The 19,007-nt window shown below is 72.6% G+C and carries 13 protein-coding genes; 9 read left to right on the forward strand and 4 right to left on the reverse strand.

Translation table 11 applies throughout. The features are described 5' to 3' along the window. The first annotated feature begins 5 nt into the window (after positions 1-5). The 4 genes from AB0Q90_RS38420 to AB0Q90_RS38435 all read left to right on the forward strand — a co-directional run bounded on the left by AB0Q90_RS38420 (position 6) and on the right by AB0Q90_RS38435 (position 9,236). Entirely contained in the window at positions 6-1,535 is a 1,530-nt protein-coding gene (locus AB0Q90_RS38420; RefSeq protein ID WP_363163968.1) for a UDP-N-acetylglucosamine 1-carboxyvinyltransferase, read from the forward strand. Positions 1,536-1,666: 131 nt separating this feature from the next. After that, positions 1,667-1,960, forward strand: coding sequence for a hypothetical protein (locus AB0Q90_RS38425; protein ID WP_363163969.1), 294 nt, complete (start codon positions 1,667-1,669; stop codon positions 1,958-1,960). Continuing rightward, positions 1,953-2,579 (forward strand): hypothetical protein, encoded by a 627-nt coding sequence (locus AB0Q90_RS38430; protein WP_363163970.1) that lies wholly within the window; start codon positions 1,953-1,955, stop codon positions 2,577-2,579. Before AB0Q90_RS38425 ends, AB0Q90_RS38430 begins: the two co-directional genes overlap by 8 nt. Before the next feature lie 150 nt (positions 2,580-2,729). Continuing rightward, positions 2,730-9,236, forward strand: a complete 6,507-nt coding sequence (locus AB0Q90_RS38435; RefSeq protein WP_363163971.1) for a CHAT domain-containing protein — start codon at positions 2,730-2,732, stop codon at positions 9,234-9,236. 5 nt (positions 9,237-9,241) lie between these two features. On the opposite strand, the gene AB0Q90_RS38440 is transcribed toward AB0Q90_RS38435, so the two are convergent. The 3 genes from AB0Q90_RS38440 to AB0Q90_RS38450 all read right to left on the reverse strand — a co-directional run bounded on the left by AB0Q90_RS38440 (position 9,242) and on the right by AB0Q90_RS38450 (position 11,287). Then, a complete protein-coding gene (locus AB0Q90_RS38440; RefSeq protein ID WP_363163972.1) occupies positions 9,242-9,661 on the reverse strand; it encodes a DUF6299 family protein in 420 nt (139 codons plus the stop codon). Between the two features lie 103 nt (positions 9,662-9,764). Further along, positions 9,765-10,163, reverse strand: a complete 399-nt coding sequence (locus AB0Q90_RS38445) for a RidA family protein (RefSeq protein ID WP_363163973.1) — start codon at positions 10,161-10,163, stop codon at positions 9,765-9,767. Continuing rightward, complete coding sequence (locus tag AB0Q90_RS38450; RefSeq protein ID WP_363163974.1) at positions 10,160-11,287, reverse strand: acyl-CoA dehydrogenase family protein; 1,128 nt, start codon at positions 11,285-11,287, stop codon at positions 10,160-10,162. Before AB0Q90_RS38450 ends, AB0Q90_RS38445 begins: the two co-directional genes overlap by 4 nt. 131 nt (positions 11,288-11,418) lie before the next feature. Between AB0Q90_RS38450 and AB0Q90_RS38455 the strand changes: the two genes are divergently transcribed. The 5 genes from AB0Q90_RS38455 (at position 11,419) to AB0Q90_RS38475 (ending at position 16,651) form a co-directional block, all read left to right on the forward strand. Then, positions 11,419-13,032, forward strand: coding sequence for an AMP-binding protein (locus AB0Q90_RS38455; RefSeq protein WP_363163975.1), 1,614 nt, complete (start codon positions 11,419-11,421; stop codon positions 13,030-13,032). A gap of 15 nt (positions 13,033-13,047) precedes the next feature. Next, entirely contained in the window at positions 13,048-13,860 is an 813-nt protein-coding gene (locus AB0Q90_RS38460) for a PaaX family transcriptional regulator C-terminal domain-containing protein (RefSeq protein WP_363163976.1), read from the forward strand. Between the two features lie 96 nt (positions 13,861-13,956). Then, a complete protein-coding gene (gene cysC / locus AB0Q90_RS38465) occupies positions 13,957-14,544 on the forward strand; it encodes an adenylyl-sulfate kinase (protein WP_363163977.1) in 588 nt (195 codons plus the stop codon). Continuing rightward, positions 14,541-15,443, forward strand: coding sequence for a sulfate adenylyltransferase subunit CysD (gene cysD / locus AB0Q90_RS38470; RefSeq protein WP_363163978.1), 903 nt, complete (start codon positions 14,541-14,543; stop codon positions 15,441-15,443). Before cysC ends, cysD begins: the two co-directional genes overlap by 4 nt. A 2-nt stretch (positions 15,444-15,445) precedes the next feature. Next, positions 15,446-16,651: a GTP-binding protein gene (locus AB0Q90_RS38475; protein WP_363163979.1), complete on the forward strand. Its 1,206-nt coding sequence runs from the start codon at positions 15,446-15,448 to the stop codon at positions 16,649-16,651. Positions 16,652-16,688: 37 nt separating this feature from the next. Here AB0Q90_RS38475 and AB0Q90_RS38480 read toward each other — a convergent pair whose 3' ends face one another. Continuing rightward, the gene (locus AB0Q90_RS38480) at positions 16,689-19,007 is read right to left on the reverse strand and encodes a bifunctional salicylyl-CoA 5-hydroxylase/oxidoreductase (RefSeq protein ID WP_363163980.1); all 2,319 of its coding nucleotides are present in this window, start codon (positions 19,005-19,007) and stop codon (positions 16,689-16,691) included.

Consider the following 19,007-nt stretch of genomic DNA (forward strand, 5'->3'; position numbering starts at 1 on the left):
ACCTCATGGCAGACGACTACCTCGTACGCATCGGCAAGCTCATCCGTGACGCCCGGCAGCACCGGGGCTGGACACAGACACAGCTCGCCGAGGCGCTCGGTACCAGCCAGAGCGCCGTCAACCGCATCGAGCGCGGCAACCAGAACATCAGCCTTGAGATGATCGCTCGAATCGGTGAAGCCCTGGACAGCGAAATCGTCTCTCTGGGCTATGCGGGCCCGATGCATCTGCGAGTGGTGGGCGGTCGTCGGCTGTCCGGCGCGATCGACGTGAAGACGAGCAAGAACGCGTGTGTCGCCCTGCTGTGCGCCTCGCTGCTCAACAAGGGGCGCACGGTGCTGCGCCGGGTCGCCCGCATCGAGGAGGTCTACCGTCTGCTGGAGGTCCTCCAGTCCATCGGTGTGCGCACCCGCTGGATCAACGACGGCGTCGACCTGGAGCTGGTACCCCCGGCCGAGCTGGACATGGGCGCCATCGACGCCGAGGCGGCCGTGCGCACCCGGTCCATCATCATGTTCCTCGGCCCGCTGTTGCACCGCATGGACAGCTTCAAGCTGCCCTACGCCGGCGGCTGCGACCTCGGCACGCGCACCATCGAGCCGCACATGATCGCGCTGCGCCGGTTCGGTCTGGACATCGCGGCAACCGAGGGGCTCTACCACGCCCAGGTGGACCGCGCCCTCTCCCCCGACCGCCCGATCGTGCTGACCGAGCGCGGGGACACGGTCACCGAGAACGCGCTGCTGGCCGCGGCACGGCATGACGGCGTGACGACGATCCGCAACGCCTCCTCCAACTACATGGTCCAGGACCTGTGCTTCTTCCTGGAGGCACTCGGGGTCAAGGTCGAGGGCATCGGCACCACCACGCTCACCGTGCACGGCGTGCCGAACATCGACGTCGACGTGGACTACTCCCCCTCCGAGGACCCGGTCGAGGCGATGAGCCTGCTGGCCGCCGCCGTGGTGACGGAGTCGGAGCTGACGGTGCGCCGGGTGCCGATCGAGTTCCTGGAGATCGAGCTGGCGGTCCTGGAGGAGATGGGCCTCGACCACGACCGCACGCCCGAGTACTTCGCCGACAACGGCCGCACCCGCCTGGTCGACCTCACGGTCCGCCCCTCCAAGCTGGAGGCGCCGATCGACAAGATCCACCCGATGCCGTTCCCCGGCCTGAACATCGACAACGTCCCGTTCTTCGCGGCCATTGCGGCGGTCGCCCAGGGCAAGACGCTGATTCACGACTGGGTGTACGACAACCGGGCGATCTACCTCACCGACCTCAACCGCCTCGGCGGCAGGCTCCAGCTGCTGGACCCCCACCGCGTCCTGGTCGAGGGCCCCACCCGCTGGCGCGCCGCCGAGATGATGTGCCCGCCGGCCCTGCGCCCCGCCGTCGTCGTCCTACTGGCGATGATGGCGGCGGAGGGCACGTCCGTGCTGCGCAACGTGTACGTCATCAACCGGGGGTACGAGGACCTGGCCGAGCGGCTGAACTCGATCGGGGCGCAGATCGAGATCTTCCGGGACATCTGACCCCGCCTCCGGACGAACCCCGCCGCACCCGAGCGCGGTGCCGCCCTCCCGAATCGGCCCCGGTGCCGGCGGGAGGGCGGTTCAATGGTGCTGCGCGGAGGGAGACTTCCGGCAGGGCGAAGGGGGCTGCCATGACGGTGGGGCGGGCGTCCACGTACGAGGAGGTCACCGATCCGCGGTTCGGTGAGCAGGCCGCGCGGCTGTTCACGGTGGAGCGGTTCGCCGGGATGACCGTGCTCACGGGTCCGTGTCCTCGGTGCGGGCAGGTCTTCGAGTTTCCCGTCGCCGAGGAGCTGGTCCGCGACGTCGGCTCCGACGACGACGGGGACGAGGTCCTCGTGTACTGCATGTCCGCCGAGGAGTTCACCGGCCGCCCTCCCGACCGCACCGGATGCGGCGCCTACTGGATGCTGCGCCTTGTCTGACCCCGGGGGGCCGCGCCTGCGAGCGGGCGGCGCCGCCACGCGCCGCGACCTCCTGCGGGAGCGGGAACGCCGGAGCCTGCTGGCGGACGAACTGGTCCGGGTCCGCGAGTCGGCCACCGCATGGCGCAACGGTCTGGCCGGACTGATCACCGCGCTCGTCGGGTTCAGCCTCATCCGCGGGCGCAGCGACATCGGACAGCTGACTCCCGCCTGGGCCCGTGCCGTGGGCGTCCTGCTCCTGCTGGCCCTGGCCGTGGGTACGGCGGCGGCGTTCGCCGTGCTGCGGGCCGCGCACGGACGCCCGAACATCGTCGTCATGCGGGCCGCGGAACCGGCCGCGGTCGCCGCTCACGGCGAGGCGCTGCGCTCCGCCCGCTCCCTGCGCGCCGGGATCGCCCTGTCCCTGGTCTGTCTGGTGCTGCTCACCGGCGCGGTCGGGGTCACCTGGTACGGCCCCGAGAAGGACGCGGCGCTGCTGCGGGTGCGGCAGCCGGGCGGGACGGTGTGCGGCAAGGTCGTGCGGACCGGAGCGGGCAGCATGACGCTGGAGCACAACGGTGTACGGACCACCGTCCGGTTGCGCGACGCCGTCTCCGTGGAGCCGGTGAAAGCCTGCTGACGGCCTGGCAGCCGTGATCCGGCCCGGGTGAAAACGGCACACCGTGATCAGAAGCGTCATTCTCGCCCCAAAGGGTATGAACCTCCGGCCGGGCACCGCCCACGGTCGGTGGCCGGTTCCACAAGGACCAGGGGGAAGCGGGGGGCGGCCATGGTGCGTGCCCGGAGTCTGAGCAGCCTGCGCGAGCGCATCGAGCGATGTCTGGCCACGAGTGACAGCCGAGCGGTGCTCGAACCGCAGGCGGAGAGCGAGGCCGCCGCGCTGGCGGCGACGGTGACGGACTTCACCGCCGACATCGAGGCCGTACACACCCTCGGCTGGTGGCACTGGTGCCGCTATCTGGTGCTGCCGCAGGGCGAGGACGCCCCGGAACTCGCCCGTGCCCTCACCCTGTTGGAGCCGGTGTACCGGGTGCTGCCCGACAAGGTTCCGGAGCCGGTGCGCGAGCACCTGGCGCGGGCCGCCGCAGGTTCGCGCGCGGCGGAGAGCAACGATCCCGGGGCCTGGGCCGCGCGGGCCTACGAGTTGCTCGTCCAGGCCGAGCGCACGCAGGACCGGGGCGCGGCGGACGAGGCGGCGAGGCTGCTGCGCCGGCTCCTGGCGGAGGTGCCGCCGGACCACCCCGAGTACGACACCGCGGAGATGAACCTGGGCTCCGCCCTGCTGCTGGGCTCCGGGCCCGGGCGACGGGACGACCTCGACGAGGCCGTGCAGGTGCTGCGCCGGGTGGCAGCGCGCCTCGCCGGCAGCGGTGGCGCCCTCGCCCACGGCCGGGCGCTGGTCAACCTGGGCAGCGCGCTGACCCAGCGGTTCGCGGTGACCCGCGACGCGGGCGACGCCGCCGAGGCCGCGGAGGTGCTGCGCCGGGCCGCCGCACTACTGCCCGAGGAGTCCCCCGAGAACGTGACCGCGCTGTTCGCGCTGGCCATGGCCCTGGCCGCGCGGAACGAGGCGACGGGCGACGACGCGGCCCTGGACGAGGCCGTCACCCTGCTGGAGTACCTGGACACGGGCCACCCCACGGCAAGGTCGCAGCGGGCCCGTATCTCCGCGGCCCGCGCCGCGCTCATGCAGCGCCGGCACGAGCGCGGCGGAGACCTGGACTCGCTGCGCGACCGGGCGGCGGTGCTGCGCCAGGAGGCCCGGCGGCTGGCCAAGGGCGATCCCCGGCTGCTCCAGGTGCTGGACGATCTGGCCCGGACGCTGCGTCGGCTCGCGGAACTCGCCGCGGACACGGGTCCGTTGCGGGAGGCGGAGGACGTGCTGCGCGAGGCCGTCGAGGCCGCTCCCGCCGACTCCCCCGACCGCGACCTGCGGCGGGAGGACCTCGCGCAGCTACTGGTCTCCGACCACCTCGCCACGGGCGACGCGGAGCCCCTGGCGGCCGCGATCGCCGTACTGCGCGCGCTCGTGACAGGTCCGGAGCCGGATCCCACCGTGCGGATGAGGTACCTCAACCACCTCGGGAACGCCCTGACACTCCGTCACCATCTGTACGGCGACCACGAGTCGCTGGACGAGGCCGTCGGACTGCTGCGCGAGGCCCTGGAGTTGCCCGGGACGGATCCGCGGATCCGGGGGCCGGTCGCCTCCACCCTGGCCGCCGCCCTGGACGCCGTCCTCGGCCTGACCCAGAACCCCGAGACGCTCGACGAGTCCATCGCCCTGCACCGCGAGGCGCTGGCCGCGGAACCACCGGACTCGCCCGAACTGCCCAGGCTGCGCAGCAACCTGGGGAACGCGCTGCGCGTGCGGCACGACGTCTCCGGCGGGTCGGCGCCCCTCGACGAGGCGAGGGAGCTGCTGGAACAGGCGGTCCAGGGGATGCCGGCCGACCACCCGCGACGCCTGATGGTGCTGGCCAACCTGGGCATGTGCCTGGCCGCGCTGCACCGTACGGCGCCCGATCCGGAGACCGCCCGGCAGGCCCTCGCGGCGCTGCGCGCCCCGGTTTCCGGACTGCCGCCCGGCCATCCCGAACATCCGCACGCCGTAGGCATGTTGGTGCACACGCTGCGCCGGCTGCATGAGGAGACCGACGATCCCGCGCTGCGCGAGGAGGCCGAGGAAACGCTGCGCGCGGTCGGTGCCACGCCGCCGCGCACACTGGCGGAGCGCTCGGTCTTCCGGAGCCGGCTGCGTCGGATCGGGCACGACCGGGCCGCGGGCGACGCCGAACCGGAGCCTCTGATCAGGCGGTTCCGGGACTGGGCCGAGAACCCCGGGGACCACCTGGAACTGACCGGACCCGCGGCGCAGGACGAGGCACGGCAGCTGCGTGAACTGCTGGACACCGGTGGCGCGTCCGATCCGGTCGCCGCCGTCCTCACGCTCGGGATGTACCACCTCGCGCGCCACCGGCTCGACACACGGCTCACGGACGACCTGGTGGCGGCCGTGGAGTGCTTCGCCGAGGGGGCGCGCTCCCTGCCGGAGGCGGTGCCCCCGGCGCTGCGGCCGCTGGCCCGCCTGGACCGGCCCGACGCCGACGCCGACACCGGTCCCTCGGACGCGGAGGACGCCGTCCTCGCCCGGATCGACACCCTGTTCCTGGCGGGACGCTACGGCCACGCGACCGGGGACCGGCGGGCCCTGGAACTGGCCGTGCGCACCGGCCGGTCGCTGCTCGGCGAACACGACGAGGAGACGCGGGACTCGGTACTGAACGGGCTGGCGGGGGCGCTGCTCGTCCTCATGGAGGACCACGGAGCGCTCGCGCTGCTCGACGAGTTGATCGGTCTGCTGGAAGAGGCCGTCTCGCGGATCCCCGACGACGACGAACGGCATCCGGACCTCCTGGCCCGGTTGAGCGGCATGCTGATGAGGCGCTTCCAGCGGGACCATCGGCCCGAGGACATCGACCGTGCCGTGGCGGGGCACCGCGCGGCGCTGGCCGCCGTGGGACCGGACAGCTCCCCCACGGACCGGGGGGAGCACCTCACCAACCTCGGGCTCGCCCTCCAGGCCCGGTACAACGCGGGCCCCTCGGCCGACGCGGCGGACGTGGACGAGGCCGTGTCGGCCTTCCGTGCCGCCTTGGACACGCTTCCCGGGGACTCGGTCCTGCGGGGCGGTGTGCTCACCAATCTGGGCGGGGCGCTCACCGAACGCTACGAGATCACCCGGGACGCGGCGGACCTCGCCGCCGCGCTCGACAAACGCAGGGAGGCGGTCCGGAGCCTCCCGGAGGAGCATCCCCAGCGACCGCTCACCCTGGTGAACGTGGCTGTCACCCTGCTGACCGCGGTCCGGCTGCCGCCGGTTCCGCCGCCCCCGCCCGACGCCCGTACCGCGCCGGCGGACCTGGTCGCCGAGGCGGTGGCCCTGCACCGGACGGCGCTGACCCTCACCCCCGAGGACAACCCGCGCCACCCCGCCATGCTGGGGCATCTGGGATCAGTCCTGGTCACCCAGCACCAGGAGACCGGCGACCGCCGCCCGCTGGACGAGGCCGTCGTCCACCTTCAGCGGGCCGTGCAGCTCTGCGAGACGCGGGGACGGCCCGACGCGCCGTACAAGGACCTGTCCAGCGCGCTGCTGATGCGGCATCTGCTGACGGGTGCGCTCGGGGATCTCGACGACGCGGCCGCCACCGGCCTCGCCGCGCTGGACGCCGAGCCGGAACACGCCGATCTGCTGGACCACCTGGCGACGGTGCTCAGCACCCGGTACGAGCGCACGGGCTCCCCGGACGATCTCGCCGAAGCCATCGAGCGTGGCCGTGCGTCCGTCGCCGCGTCGGTGCCCGGCACCGGCAGCCACGCGATGCACAGCCACAACCTGGCCCTTGCCCACTCCCGCCGCCACCAACTGCTCGGCGACCCGGCCGACCTGGAGGAGGCGGTCCGGCTGGTCCGCGAGACGCTGCCCGCGCTGGCGCGCCATCTGCCGCACCGGGTCCAGCAGGCCAGGATCACCTTCGCCGGACTGCTGGAGGACCGTTACACGTCCACCTCCTCGCGGGCGGATCTGGAGGAGGCGCTGCTGATCCTGCGCGACGTCGCCGACCACATCCCGTCCTCGGGACCCGACCCGATGGCGCTGTCGGCGTCCTGCGGCTCCCAGTTGACGACCCTGGCCCAGCACGTCGACGATCCCGGCCCGCTGCTGGAGGAAGGGCTGCGGCTGTCCCGCGCGGCGCTCGACGGCACACCGGCCGGCCACGACAGCCTGCCCGTCAGGCAGGCTCAGCTCGCCTCCGCGCTGGCCCAGGTCTACCGGCTCACCGGCGACCTGGACGCCCTCAACGAGGCCATCGTGCTCGGGCAGGAGGCGGTGCGCCGGCGTCCCCCCGGCCACCTGGACCGCAGCCGGATGATGTCGTCCCTCGCGCTGCGCCTCAGGGAGCGCTTCGCACGGTCCGGGGACATCGCCGACCTGGACGACGCGACAGCCCTGGAGCGCGGTGCACTGGACCTGATCCCGGCCGACGCTCCCCGGCGGGCGCAGGCCCTGGCCAATCTCGCCGGGTCCCTGACACACCACGCCCGGGTCACCGGGCGCGCCGAGGAGCTGGACGAGGCCGTGGACCTGGCCCGGGCGGCGGTCGAGACGACTGCCCCCGGCGACTTCGACGGCGCGCGGCGCAGGACCGTCCTGGCGACCTGTCTGACGCAGCGCTTCGAGGCGCGCGGCGACACCGCCGACCTCACGGAGGCGGTACGGCTCGCACGCGACACCCTCGCGCGGGGCATCACGGACGACGAGATGGGCCCCACGCTGCGGTCCGACCTCGCGGTGACGCTGCTCGCCGGTTTCCAGCACACCCGCGACCCCGCGACCCTCTCCGAGACCATCGGGCAACTGGAGCTCGCCGCCGGCGCGTTCCCCGCGGACCACCCCGCCCGCTGTGTGGCACTGACCAACCTGGGCACCGCCCACGTCGACCGCGCCGAGCTCACCGGCGACCGGACCGACCTCGACGCGGCACTCGCCCACTGGCGCGACGCCGCGCGGACGGCGTCGGGGCCGCCGCCGCACCGGCTGGTGGCGGCCACCTCCTGGGCGTCGCACGCGGGCACGGCGGCCCTGGCCGCCCGGGCCACGGAGTCCGCTAAGGACGCCGCCCGGCGCACCCGGGAGGCGCTGACGGCCTTCACCGAAGCCGTCACCCTGCTGCCCCTGGTGGCGTGGCGGGGACTGGACCGGCCCGCCCAGGAACGCCATCTCGCCGAGCAGCTGGGCCTGGCCTGCGAGGCGGCGGCCTGGGCCGTCGAGTCCGGGGCGCCGGAGCGGGGCCTGGAGCTGCTGGAGCAGGGCCGCTCCGTGCTGTGGGCGCAACTGCTGGAGACCTGGACCGAGTTCGACGACCTGCGCTCCGCCCGGCCGGACCTCGCCGCGCGGCTTGAGGCGCTGCGCACCGCCTGGCAGGGCCCGGTCCCGGAGGCCGACGCCGTACCGGCCGGCCCGGACGGGGTGCCCTCGGTGGTGTGGTCACGCCGCGACCCGGGACACGCTCGGCGTGACCGCGTGACCCGGCAACAGGGCACGGCGGGCGCCTGGGACCGGCTGCTCGCGGAGATCCGGGCCTGCCGGGGCTTCGAGGGCTTCCTGCTCCCGCCGCGCGCCCGGGATCTGCTGCCGGCCGCGGGGGACGGCACGGTCGTCGTCCTGAACGTCGCCCAACTGCGCTGCGACGCGCTGGTGGTGCGCCGGACGGGGGTGTCCACCGTGCCGCTGCCCGACCTGACCGCGGAGGACGCCTACGCCGCGTCCGCCGCCTACCTGGAGGCCTTGGGGCGTCTGCTGCGTCCGCGCCGGCTGCATCCCCGGGAGCGGGACCGGGCGCGCAAGACGCTCACCCAGTCCCTGGTCTGGCTGTGGGAGACCGCCGCCGGCCCGGTGCTGTCGGCCCTGGGGCACACCGGGCCGCCCGAGCCGGGCGCCGACTGGCCCCGGGTGTGGTGGTGTCCGACCGGCCCGCTCACCACCATGCCGGTGCACGCCGCGGGCCCCGGGGCACCGGACGCCCCGGCCGTGCTCGACCTGGTGGTGTCCTCGTACGCGCCCACCCTCCGGTCGGTGGCGCGGGCGAGGGCCCCGCAGGCGGACGGCGGGCCGGAGGGGGCGTTGGTGGTGGGCCTGCCGCGCACGCCGTATCTGCCCCGCGAGGCGCCGCTGCCCGGCACCGAGGAGGAGGTCGCCCGGGTCGAGGGCTTCTTCCCCGGCGCCTGCACCACGCTCAAGGGCGCGCAGGCCACCCGGGAGAGGGTCCTCGCCGAACTGTCCCGGCACCGCGACGTCCATCTGTGCTGTCACGGTGGCCAGGACCCGGACGCACCCTCCCGGGGGAGGCTGTATCTGCACGACGCGCCGCTGACCATGACCGAACTGTCCCGGTACTCCCATCCGTATGCCCGGATGGCCTACCTGTCCGCCTGTGAGACGGCCACCGGCGGGGTGCAGCTGTCCGACGAGTCGCTGAGTGTGGCCTCGGCCATGCAGCTGATCGGTTTCCGGCACGTCATCGCGACCCTGTGGCCGATCGGCGACGCCGCCGCGCCGGGGGTGGCCACGGCCGTGTACGGGCGGCTGGCCGGTGAGAAGGCGGCCGACCTGCCGGCGGGCGAGGCGCTGCATCACGCGGTGCGTGAGTTGCGGGCGGCGGCGCCCGGGGATCCGCTGCGGTGGGCCGCCTACGTCCACGTGGGCGGGTGAGGCGGTCAGCCCTCGGCGAGGGTGACGTCCTGCTGCTGCCCCGCGTGGAAGCGCGGCAGCGGCAGGCCGCTCGTGTCGTCGAGTTCCATCACGGTGGCCTCGACGTGGGCCGCGCCGGGCTCCATGGGCGTGGACGGCTTGCCGGTGTTCTCCCAGTGGTGCTCGGCGCCGTCGCACACAGCGCGGGTGCCGCCGATGCCGTGGTGGACCGTGGGCGAGTTCTGGCCGACGGAGGAGCTGACGAACGCCGGGCCGGTGGCGTCGGTGCAGCGGTAGGTGCCGGAGAGGGTGACGGTGCCGTCGGCGGCGACGGTGCCGGTCGGGTCGACGGTCACGGTCTCGTAGGGGTCGGCGGCGGCCGAGGGCACGGCGGCCAGCAGGAGTGCGGCGCCTGCGGCGACACCGAGGGCGGTGCGTACGGACATGGTGGTACCTCCCGGGTGAGCGGAGTAGGGGTCTCCACTGGTACCGGGCGGCAGCGCGCGGGGGCGTGATCATCACCCCTTCGGGGGCGAGTCCGCGGCCGGGTCAGGGCAGCACCGCGAAGCCGTCCAGTTCCACCATCGCCCGCTCGTCCCACAGTCGTACGATCTCCACCACCGCCATCGCCGGGTACTCCCGCCCCGCCAAACTCCGCCAGATCCGGCCCAGTTCCGCCGCGTGCTCGCGGTACGCCGCGACGCTCGTCGCGTACACCGTGACCCGTGCCAGGTCGCCCGGTGTCCCGCCGGCCGCCCTCAGTGCCGTCAACAGGTTCGTCAGCGCCTTCTCGAACTGCTCGGGCAGCGTGTCCCCGACGACCTTCCCGTCGCCGTCCAGTGCGGTCTGGCCCGCGAGGAAGACGACCCGTGTTCCCGTCGCGACGACCGCATGGGAGAAGCCCGTCGCCGGGGACAGCTCCGCCGGGTCGATCCGCTCCGTGCTCATGCCCGGCCCTCCAGCTCGGTGTACAACTCCTTGGCGATGATGCCGCGTTGGACCTCGCTGGCCCCTTCGTAGATGCGCGGGGCGCGGACCTCGCGGTACAGGTGCTCCAGCAGATGGCCGCGGCACAGGGCGCGGGCGCCGTGCAACTGGACGGCGGTGTCGACCACGTACTGCGCGGTCTCGGTGGCCAGCAGCTTCGCCATGGCCGCGCGGCGGGGCACGTCCGGGGCGCCCGCGTCGTACGCCGTGGCCGCCGCGTACACCATCAGGCGGGCCGACTCCGTGCGCAGCGCCAGCTCGGCGACCTGGTGGGCGACCGTCTGCAGGTCTCTCAACTTGCCGCCGAAGGCGTCCCGTTGGGCCGTGTGGGCGAGCGTCGCGTCCAGGGCCGCCTGGGCCATGCCGACCGCGAAGGCGCCGACGCTGGGGCGGAAGAGGTTGAGCGTGCCCATCGCGACGCGGAAGCCCCGGTCCACCTCGCCGAGGACGTCGTCGGCCGTCACGGGTACGGCGTCGAAGGCGAGGCTGCCGATGGGGTGCGGGGAGAGCATGTCGAGGGCCGTGCCGGTCAGGCCCGGGCGGTCGGCGGGGACGAGGAAGGCGGTCACGCCCCGGGCACCCGCACCCGGCGTCGTCCGGGCGAAGACCGTGTAGACATCGGCCTCGGGGGCGTTGGAGATCCAGCTCTTCGCACCCGTGAGCCGCCAGCCAGGGCCGTCGGGTTGGGCGGCCAGGGACAGCGCCGCCGCGTCCGAGCCCGCGCCCGGCTCGCTGAGTGCGAAGGCGGCGACGGCCGTGCCCTCGCTCACCCGTGGCAGCCAGCGTTCCCGCTGGGCCGGGGTGCCGTGGGAGTGCACCGGGTGGGCGCCCAGCCCCTGGAGGGCGAGCGCGGTCTCCGCCTCCGTGCAGGCGTAGGCCAGGGACTCCCGCATCAGACACAGGTCGAGGGCGCCGGAGGTGAAGAGCCGGGAGAGCAGCCCGAGCCGGCCGAGTTCGGCGACGAGCGGGCGGTTGACGTGTCCGGGCTCGCCCTTCTCGGCGAGCGGGCGCAGCCGGTCGGCGGCGAGTGTGCGCAGTTCGGCACACCAGGCGATTTGTTCCGGTTCGAGTGAGAATGCGGGCATTGCCGGTCCTCTCTCGTGGCGGCCGAAGGGGCGACTCCCCCTGACGGTATCGCGTACCGTTGACTGTCGTCACCAACGCGATACGCTCGATGCGCGGACCCTGTCCCACCACGACAAGGGGGCGACCCGCCATGGACGGCCTCACCCGCTCCGCCCACGTCGACACCTTCGCGCGCGACCATCTCCCGCCCGCGGACCAATGGCCGCGGCTCGACTTCGACCTGCCGGAACTGCGCTACCCCGAACGGCTGAACTGCGCCGCCGAGCTGCTCCTCGGCCCCTCCGACGACCGCCCGGCGTTCCGCACCGCCACCGGCACCCCCTGGACCTACGGCGACCTGCGCGCCCGGGTCGACCGGCTCGCGCATCTGCTCACCGACGACCTCGGGGTCGTCCCGGGCAACCGGGTGCTGCTGCGCGGCCCCACCACACCGTGGCTGGCCGCCTGCTGGCTGGCGGTGCTGAAGGCGGGCGCGGTCGCCGTCACCGTGCTGGCCCAGCAACGCCCGCACGAACTGCGCACGATGTGCGAGATCGCCGAGGTGCGGCACGCACTGTGCGACATCCGGGCCGTCGACGACCTCGCGAAGGCGGAGGTACCGGGGCTGCGGATCACCACGTACGGCGGGGACGGCCCCGACGACCTGCTGAAGCGCCCGGCGCCGAGCACCCCGTACACCGCCGTGGACACCGCGGGGGACGACGTGGCGCTGATCGCCTTCACCTCCGGCACCACCGGACGGCCCAAGGGCTGTATGCACTTCCACCGGGATGTGTTGGCGATAGCGGACACCTTCTCCAGGCATGTGCTGCAACCACATATGGGCGATGTCTTCGCGGGCAGCCCGCCGCTCGGCTTCACCTTCGGGCTCGGCGGTCTCGTCGTCTTCCCGCTGCGCGCCGGGGCAAGCGCCCTGCTGCTCGAACAGGCCGGTCCCAAGCAGCTGTTGCCGGCGATCGCCGAGCACCGGGTGACGGTGCTGTTCACCGCGCCGACCGCCTACCGCGCCATGCTCGACGAGCTGGACGGGCACGACATCTCCTCGCTGCGCCGCTGTGTCTCGGCCGGCGAGAACCTGCCCGCCGCCACCTGGCGGACCTGGCACGAGCGGACCGGACTGCGGGTCATCAACGGCATCGGCGCCACCGAACTGCTGCACATCTTCATCTCCGCCGCCGACGAGCACATCCGGCCCGGCACCACGGGCGTCCCGGTGCCCGGCTGGCAGGCGCGCGTGATCGACGCCGACGGCCGGGACAGGCCCGACGGGGAGCCGGGGCTGCTCGCCGTGCGCGGACCGGTCGGCTGCCGCTATCTCGCCGATCCACGACAGCGGGAGTACGTGCGCGACGGCTGGAACATCACCGGCGACACCTACGTCCGAGAGAGTGACGGCTACTTCCGCTATGTCGCCCGCGCGGACGACATGATCATCTCCGCCGGGTACAACATCGCGGGCCCCGAGGTCGAGGACGCGCTGCTGCGCCACCCGGACGTGGTGGAGGCGGCGGTGGTGGGGCGGCCGGACGAGGGGCGCGGGCAGGTCGTGGTGGCGTATGCGGTGATCAGCCAGGGTGCGCGGCGGGACGCGGAGGCGCTGCGCGCCTTCGTCAAGGCCGAGCTCGCGCCGTACAAGTGCCCGCGCGAGATCGTCTTCCTGGACGCCCTGCCGCGCACGGCGACCGGCAAGCTCCAGCGCTTCAAGCTGCGTTCGGACGGCCACACCGAAGGTGACCAGCAGTGATGCAGACGACCTAAGATGATCAATGTGTCCGACCAGCATGCACCACGGTCTCTCATCGTCACGCTCTACGGCGCCTACGGCCGCTTCGTGCCCGGCCCGGTGCCCGTCGCCGAGCTGATCCGACTGCTGGCCGCGGTCGGGGTGGACGCGCCCTCCGTGCGTTCGTCGGTGTCCCGGCTCAAACGGCGCGGACTGCTCGTGCCGGCCCGCACCGCCGAGGGCGCGGCCGGCTACGAACTCTCCCCCGACGCCCGCCAGTTGCTGGACGACGGCGACCGGCGCATCTACGCCACCACGCCCCCCGAGGACGAGGGCTGGGTGCTCGCGGTGTTCTCGGTGCCGGAGTCGGAGCGGCAGAAGCGGCATGTGCTGCGCTCCCGGCTGGCCGGCCTCGGCTTCGGCACGGCCGCCCCCGGGGTGTGGATCGCGCCCGCACGGCTCTACGAGGAGACCCGGCACACCCTTCAGCGGCTGCGCCTTGAGGCGTACGTCGACTTCTTCCGCGGCGAGCACCTCGGCTTCGCGCCGACCGTCGAGGCCGTGGCCCGCTGGTGGGACCTGGCGGCGATCGCCAAGGAGCACGAGGCGTTCCTGGACCGGCACGCGCGCGTGCTGCACACCTGGGAGCGCCGGGTGGACACCCCGCCCGAGGAGGCATACCGGGACTATCTCCTCGCCCTGGACTCCTGGCGCCATCTGCCCTACGTCGATCCGGGCCTGCCCACCCGGCTGCTGCCCGCGGACTGGCCGGGCGTGCGGTCGGCCGCGGTGTTCCGGGGGCTGCACGAGCGGCTCAGGGACGCGGGGGGCGTTTTCGCCGGAATCTAAACGGAGGGTGTGACTTCATTCACAACTTCTGTCACTCAGAGAACCCTCAGCCTCTTCCGTCCCTCTTCTCAGATTTCTAACCTAGCGTGCACCGAGTTGCATGCCAGGCAAGAAAACAGAGGACTGTTGCGCATGACCACGACGGCAAGGGCTCAGGGAGCCACGATCTGGCTCACCGGGCTGCCGAGCGCGGGCAAGACGACGATCGCCCGCCTGCTCGGGGACCGGCTCAAGGCCGAGGGACATCGTGTGGAGGTTCTCGACGGCGACGAGATACGCCGCTTCCTCTCCGCCGGCCTCGGCTTCTCCAAGGAGGACCGCAACACCAACGTCCAGCGCATCGGCCTCGTCTCCGAGGTACTCGCGCGCAACGGCGTGCTCTCCGTCGTCCCCGTGATCGCGCCGTACGCCGACAGCCGCGAGGCGGTCCGGGCGCGGCACGACAAGAGCGGGACGCCGTACATCGAGGTGCACGTGGCCACTCCGGTCGACGTGTGCTCCGTACGCGATGTGAAGGGGCTGTACGCCAAGCAGGCCGCGGGCGAGCTGTCCGGGCTGACCGGGGTCGACGACCCGTACGAGCCGCCGGTGGACCCGGCGCTGGTGCTGCCGACGCAGGAGCAGAGCCCGGCGGAGTCGGCGGACGCGGTGTACGCGCTGCTGGCGGAGCGGGGGCTGGTGTGAGCGGGGTCGGTCTCTCCCACCTGGACTCGCTGGAGTCCGAGGCGGTCCATATCTTCCGCGAGGTGGCGGGCGAGTTCGAGCGGCCGGTGATCCTGTTCTCCGGCGGCAAGGACTCCATCGTCATGCTGCATCTGGCGCTGAAGGCGTTCGCCCCGGCGGCGATCCCCTTCTCGCTGCTGCACGTGGACACCGGGCACAACTTCCCCGAGGTGCTCGACTACCGCGACCGTGTGGTGGCCGCACATGGGCTCCGCCTCCATGTGGCCTCCGTACAGGACTACATAGACCGCGGTGTGCTGCGCGAACGCCCGGACGGGACGCGTAACCCGCTGCAGACGGTGCCGCTGACGGAGAAGATCCAGGGCGAGCGGTTCGACGCGGTGTTCGGGGGTGGCCGACGGGACGAGGAGAAGGCGCGCGCCAAGGAGCGGGTGTTCTCGCTGCGCGACGAGTTCTCCCAGTGGGACCCGCGCCGCCAGCGCCCCGAGCTGTGGAACCTGTACAACGGCCGCCACGCGCCCGGCGAGCACGTCCGCGTCTTCCCGCTGTCCAACTGGACCGAGCTGGACGTCTGGCAGTACATCGCCCGCGAGGACATCGAACTGCCGCAGATCTACTACGCCCATCACCGCGAGGTCTTCCAGCGCGGCGGCATGTGGCTGACCGCGGGCGAGTGGGGCGGGCCCCGGGCGTCGGAGGTCGTCGAGAAGCGGCAGGTCCGCTATCGCACGGTCGGCGACATGTCCTGCACCGGTGCGGTGGATTCCGATGCCGACACCATCGAGAAGGTGATCGCCGAGATCGCCGCGTCCCGGCTGACCGAGCGGGGTGCGACCCGCGCGGACGACAAGCTGTCCGAGGCCGCGATGGAAGACCGCAAGCGCGAGGGGTACTTCTAACCATGAGCACGACCATCGACACGCTGCGGTTCGCGACGGCCGGGTCCGTCGACGACGGCAAGTCCACCCTCGTCGGCCGGCTGCTGCACGACTCCAAGTCGGTGCTGGCCGACCAGTTGGAGGCCGTGGAGCGTGCCTCCTTGAGCCGCGGCCAGGAGGCTCCCGATCTGGCCCTGCTGACGGACGGTCTGCGCGCCGAGCGCGAGCAGGGCATCACCATCGACGTGGCCTACCGCTACTTCGCCACCCCGCGCAGGCGGTTCATCCTCGCCGACACCCCCGGGCATGTGCAGTACACCCGGAACATGGTCACCGGCGCGTCCACGGCCGAGCTCGCGATCATTCTGATCGACGCCCGCAACGGTGTCGTCGAGCAGACCCGCCGGCACGCCGCGGTGGCCGCGCTGCTCCGTGTCCCGCATGTGGTCCTCGCCGTCAACAAGATGGACCTCGTCGGGTACGAGGAGAAGGAGTTCGACCGCATCGTCGAGGACTTCGCGGGGCATGCCGCGGAGCTGGGGCTGCCCGGGTTCACGCCGATTCCGGTGTCGGCGCTCGTCGGTGACAACGTCGTGGACCGGTCGGCGCACATGGACTGGTACCGGGGGCCTGCGCTGCTGGAGTTCCTGGAGAGTGTCCCGGTCGGCGCCGAGGCCGCGGACGCGCCTGCCCGCTTTCCCGTGCAGTACGTCATCCGTGACGGCGAAGTGCGGCACTACGCCGGCCAGTTGGTGTCCGGGGCGTTGCGGGTCGGGGACCGGGTCACGGTGCATCCGTCGGGTGAGACCTCCGAGATCACCGGGATCCAGGTGCTCGGGGTGCCCGCCGAGGCGGCGTACGCGCCGCAGTCGATCAGCGTGCGGCTGGCCGACCAGCGGGACGTCTCTCGTGGCGACATGATCACGGCGGGCGTCGATGTGCCGGCGCTCACGCAGGAGGTGCGGGCGGCGGTGTGCCATCTGGCCGACCGGCCGCTCAGGGTCGGCGACCGGGTTCTGGTGCGGCATACCACCCGGACCGTGAAGGCGATCGTGAAGGATCTCGGCGGAGCGGAGTCGCTGGCCGCCAATGATCTGGGGCGCGTTGCACTGCGTACGGCAGAGCCGCTGGCCCTGGACGACTATGCGGTGTCCCGGCGCACCGGGGCGTTCATCCTGATCGACCCGGCGGACGGGGCGACGCTTACGGCGGGGATGGTCGAGCTGTAAGGATCAGCGCCCCGAAGGGGCGCGGGGAACTGCGCGATCAAGCCCCACCGGGCCGCAGGTTTGGCGGCTGGACGGCCGGAGGCCTGAGCCTCGGCTTGGGGGCGTCCGTGCGGCCCGTTTGGGGGCGGCGGTTGCCTGCCAGGTAGGGGGGTGGCCAGGGGGCGGCCGGGCCCGTGTAGGACTGTTCGGCCGCTGCGTGCAGGGTCCAGTGGGGGTCGTAGAGGTGTGGGCGGGCCAGCGCGCACAGGTCGGTGCGGCCCGCCAGGATCAGGGAGTTGACGTCGTCCCAGGACGAGATCGCGCCGACCGCGATCACGGGGATGCCGGTCGTGTTGCGGATACGGTCGGCGTACGGCGTCTGGTACGAGCGGCCGAACTCCGGTTCCTCGTCGGCGACCACCTGGCCGGTGGAGACGTCGATCGCGTCCGCTCCGTGCGCGGCGAACGCGCGGGCGATCTCCACGGCGTCCTCGGCGCTCGTGCCGGCCTCGGCCCAGTCGGTGGCGGAGATACGGACGGTCATGGGCCGCTCCTCGGGCCATACGCCACGGACGGCGTCGAAGACCTCCAGCGGGAACCGGAGCCGCTTCTCCAGCGAGCCGCCGTACGCGTCCGTGCGACGGTTCGTCAGCGGGGAGAGGAAACCGGAGAGCAAGTAGCCGTGCGCGCAGTGCAGTTCCAGCAGATCGAACCCCACCCTCGCCGCCCGCCACGCGGCCGCCGTGAACTGCTCGCGGATGTCGGTGAGTTGGGCGCGGGACAGCTCGCGCGGGGTCTGGCTGCCGGGCTTGTACGGGATCGGGGACGCGGCCACGAGCGGCCAGTTGCCGTCCGGGAGCGGCTCGTCCATGCCCTCCCACATCAGCTTTGTCGAGCCCTTGCGGCCGCTGTGGCCGAGCTGGACGCCGATCGCGGTGCCGGGCGCCTGTGCGTGCACGAACTCGGTGATCCGCCGCCAGGCCTCGGCCTGCCGACCGTTGTACAGGCCGGTGCAGCCGGGCGTGATCCGCCCCTCCTCACTGACGCACACCATCTCCGTCATCACCAGTCCGGCGCCGCCGAGCGCGCGGGCGCCGAGGTGGACGAGATGGAAGTCGCCGGGCAGTCCGTCGACCGCCGAGTACATGTCCATCGGGGACACGACGATCCGGTTGCGCAGGGTCAGTCCGCGCAGCCGGAACGGGGTGAACATCGGCGGCGTTCCGGCCGGGCAGCCGAACTCGCGCTCCACGGACTCGGTGAAGCGCGCGTCGCGCAGCCGCAGATTGTCGTGGGTGACCCGGCGGCTGCGGGTGAGCAGGTTGAAGGCGAACTGGCGGGAGGGCTGGTCGAGGTAGAGACCGAGGTTCTCGAACCACTCCAGGCTGGCGCGCGCGGCACGCTGCGTCGACGCCACGACCGGCTTGCGTTCCTCCTCGTACGCACTCAACGCAGCCGCCACATCGGGCTGTTCCTCCAGGCAGGCCGCGAGGGCCAGCGCGTCCTCGACGGCGAGCTTGGTGCCGGAGCCGATGGAGAAGTGGGCGGTGTGGGCGGCGTCGCCGAGGAGGACGACATTGCCGTGCGACCAGCGCTCGTTGACGACCGTACGGAAGGTGGTCCACGCCGAGTTGTTGGAGCGCAGGGGGCGGCCGCCGAGCGCGTCCGCGAAGATCTTGGCGCAGCGGTCGATCGACTCCCTCTCGTCGAGCTCGTCGAACCCGGCCGCCCGCCACACCTCCTCGCGCATCTCGACGATCACGGTGGACGCGCCGGGCGCATAGGGATAGCCGTGCAGTTGCATCACGCCGTGTTCGGTCTCGGCGATCTCGAAACGGAAGGCGTCGAAGGCGAAGTCGGCAGCGAGCCAGATGTAACGGCAGTGGTGGCTGGCCACATGGGGGCGGAACACATGGGCGTAGGCCTCGCGGGTGGTGCTGTGCACACCGTCGGCGGCTATGACGAGGTCGTGGGTCTCGGACAGCCAGGCCGGATAGGGGGCCTCGGAGCGGAAGCGGAGTTCTACGCCGAGGTCGCGGCAGCGGTTGTGGAGGATCTCCAGGAGGCGCTTTCTGCCGAGGGCGGCGAAACCGTGTCCTCCGGAGGTGTGGCGGGTGTTGCGGTGGACGATGTCGATGTCGTCCCAGCGGATGAAGTGGTGCTGGAGCTGGGTGTAGACCTGCGGGTCGGCGTGTTCGATGCCGCCGAGGGTTTCGTCGGAGAGAACGACTCCGAAGCCGAAGGTGTCGTCGGGGGCGTTGCGTTCCCAGACGGTTACCTCGCGGTGCGGGTCCAGGCGTTTCAGCAACGCGGCTGCGTACAGGCCACCGGGGCCGCCGCCGACGATCGCGACTCGCAGGCTCCGCGTCGAAGGCAT

Origin of the sequence: Streptomyces sp. NPDC079141 (assembly GCF_040686775.1) — a bacterium.
Taxonomy (GTDB): domain Bacteria; phylum Actinomycetota; class Actinomycetes; order Streptomycetales; family Streptomycetaceae; genus Streptomyces.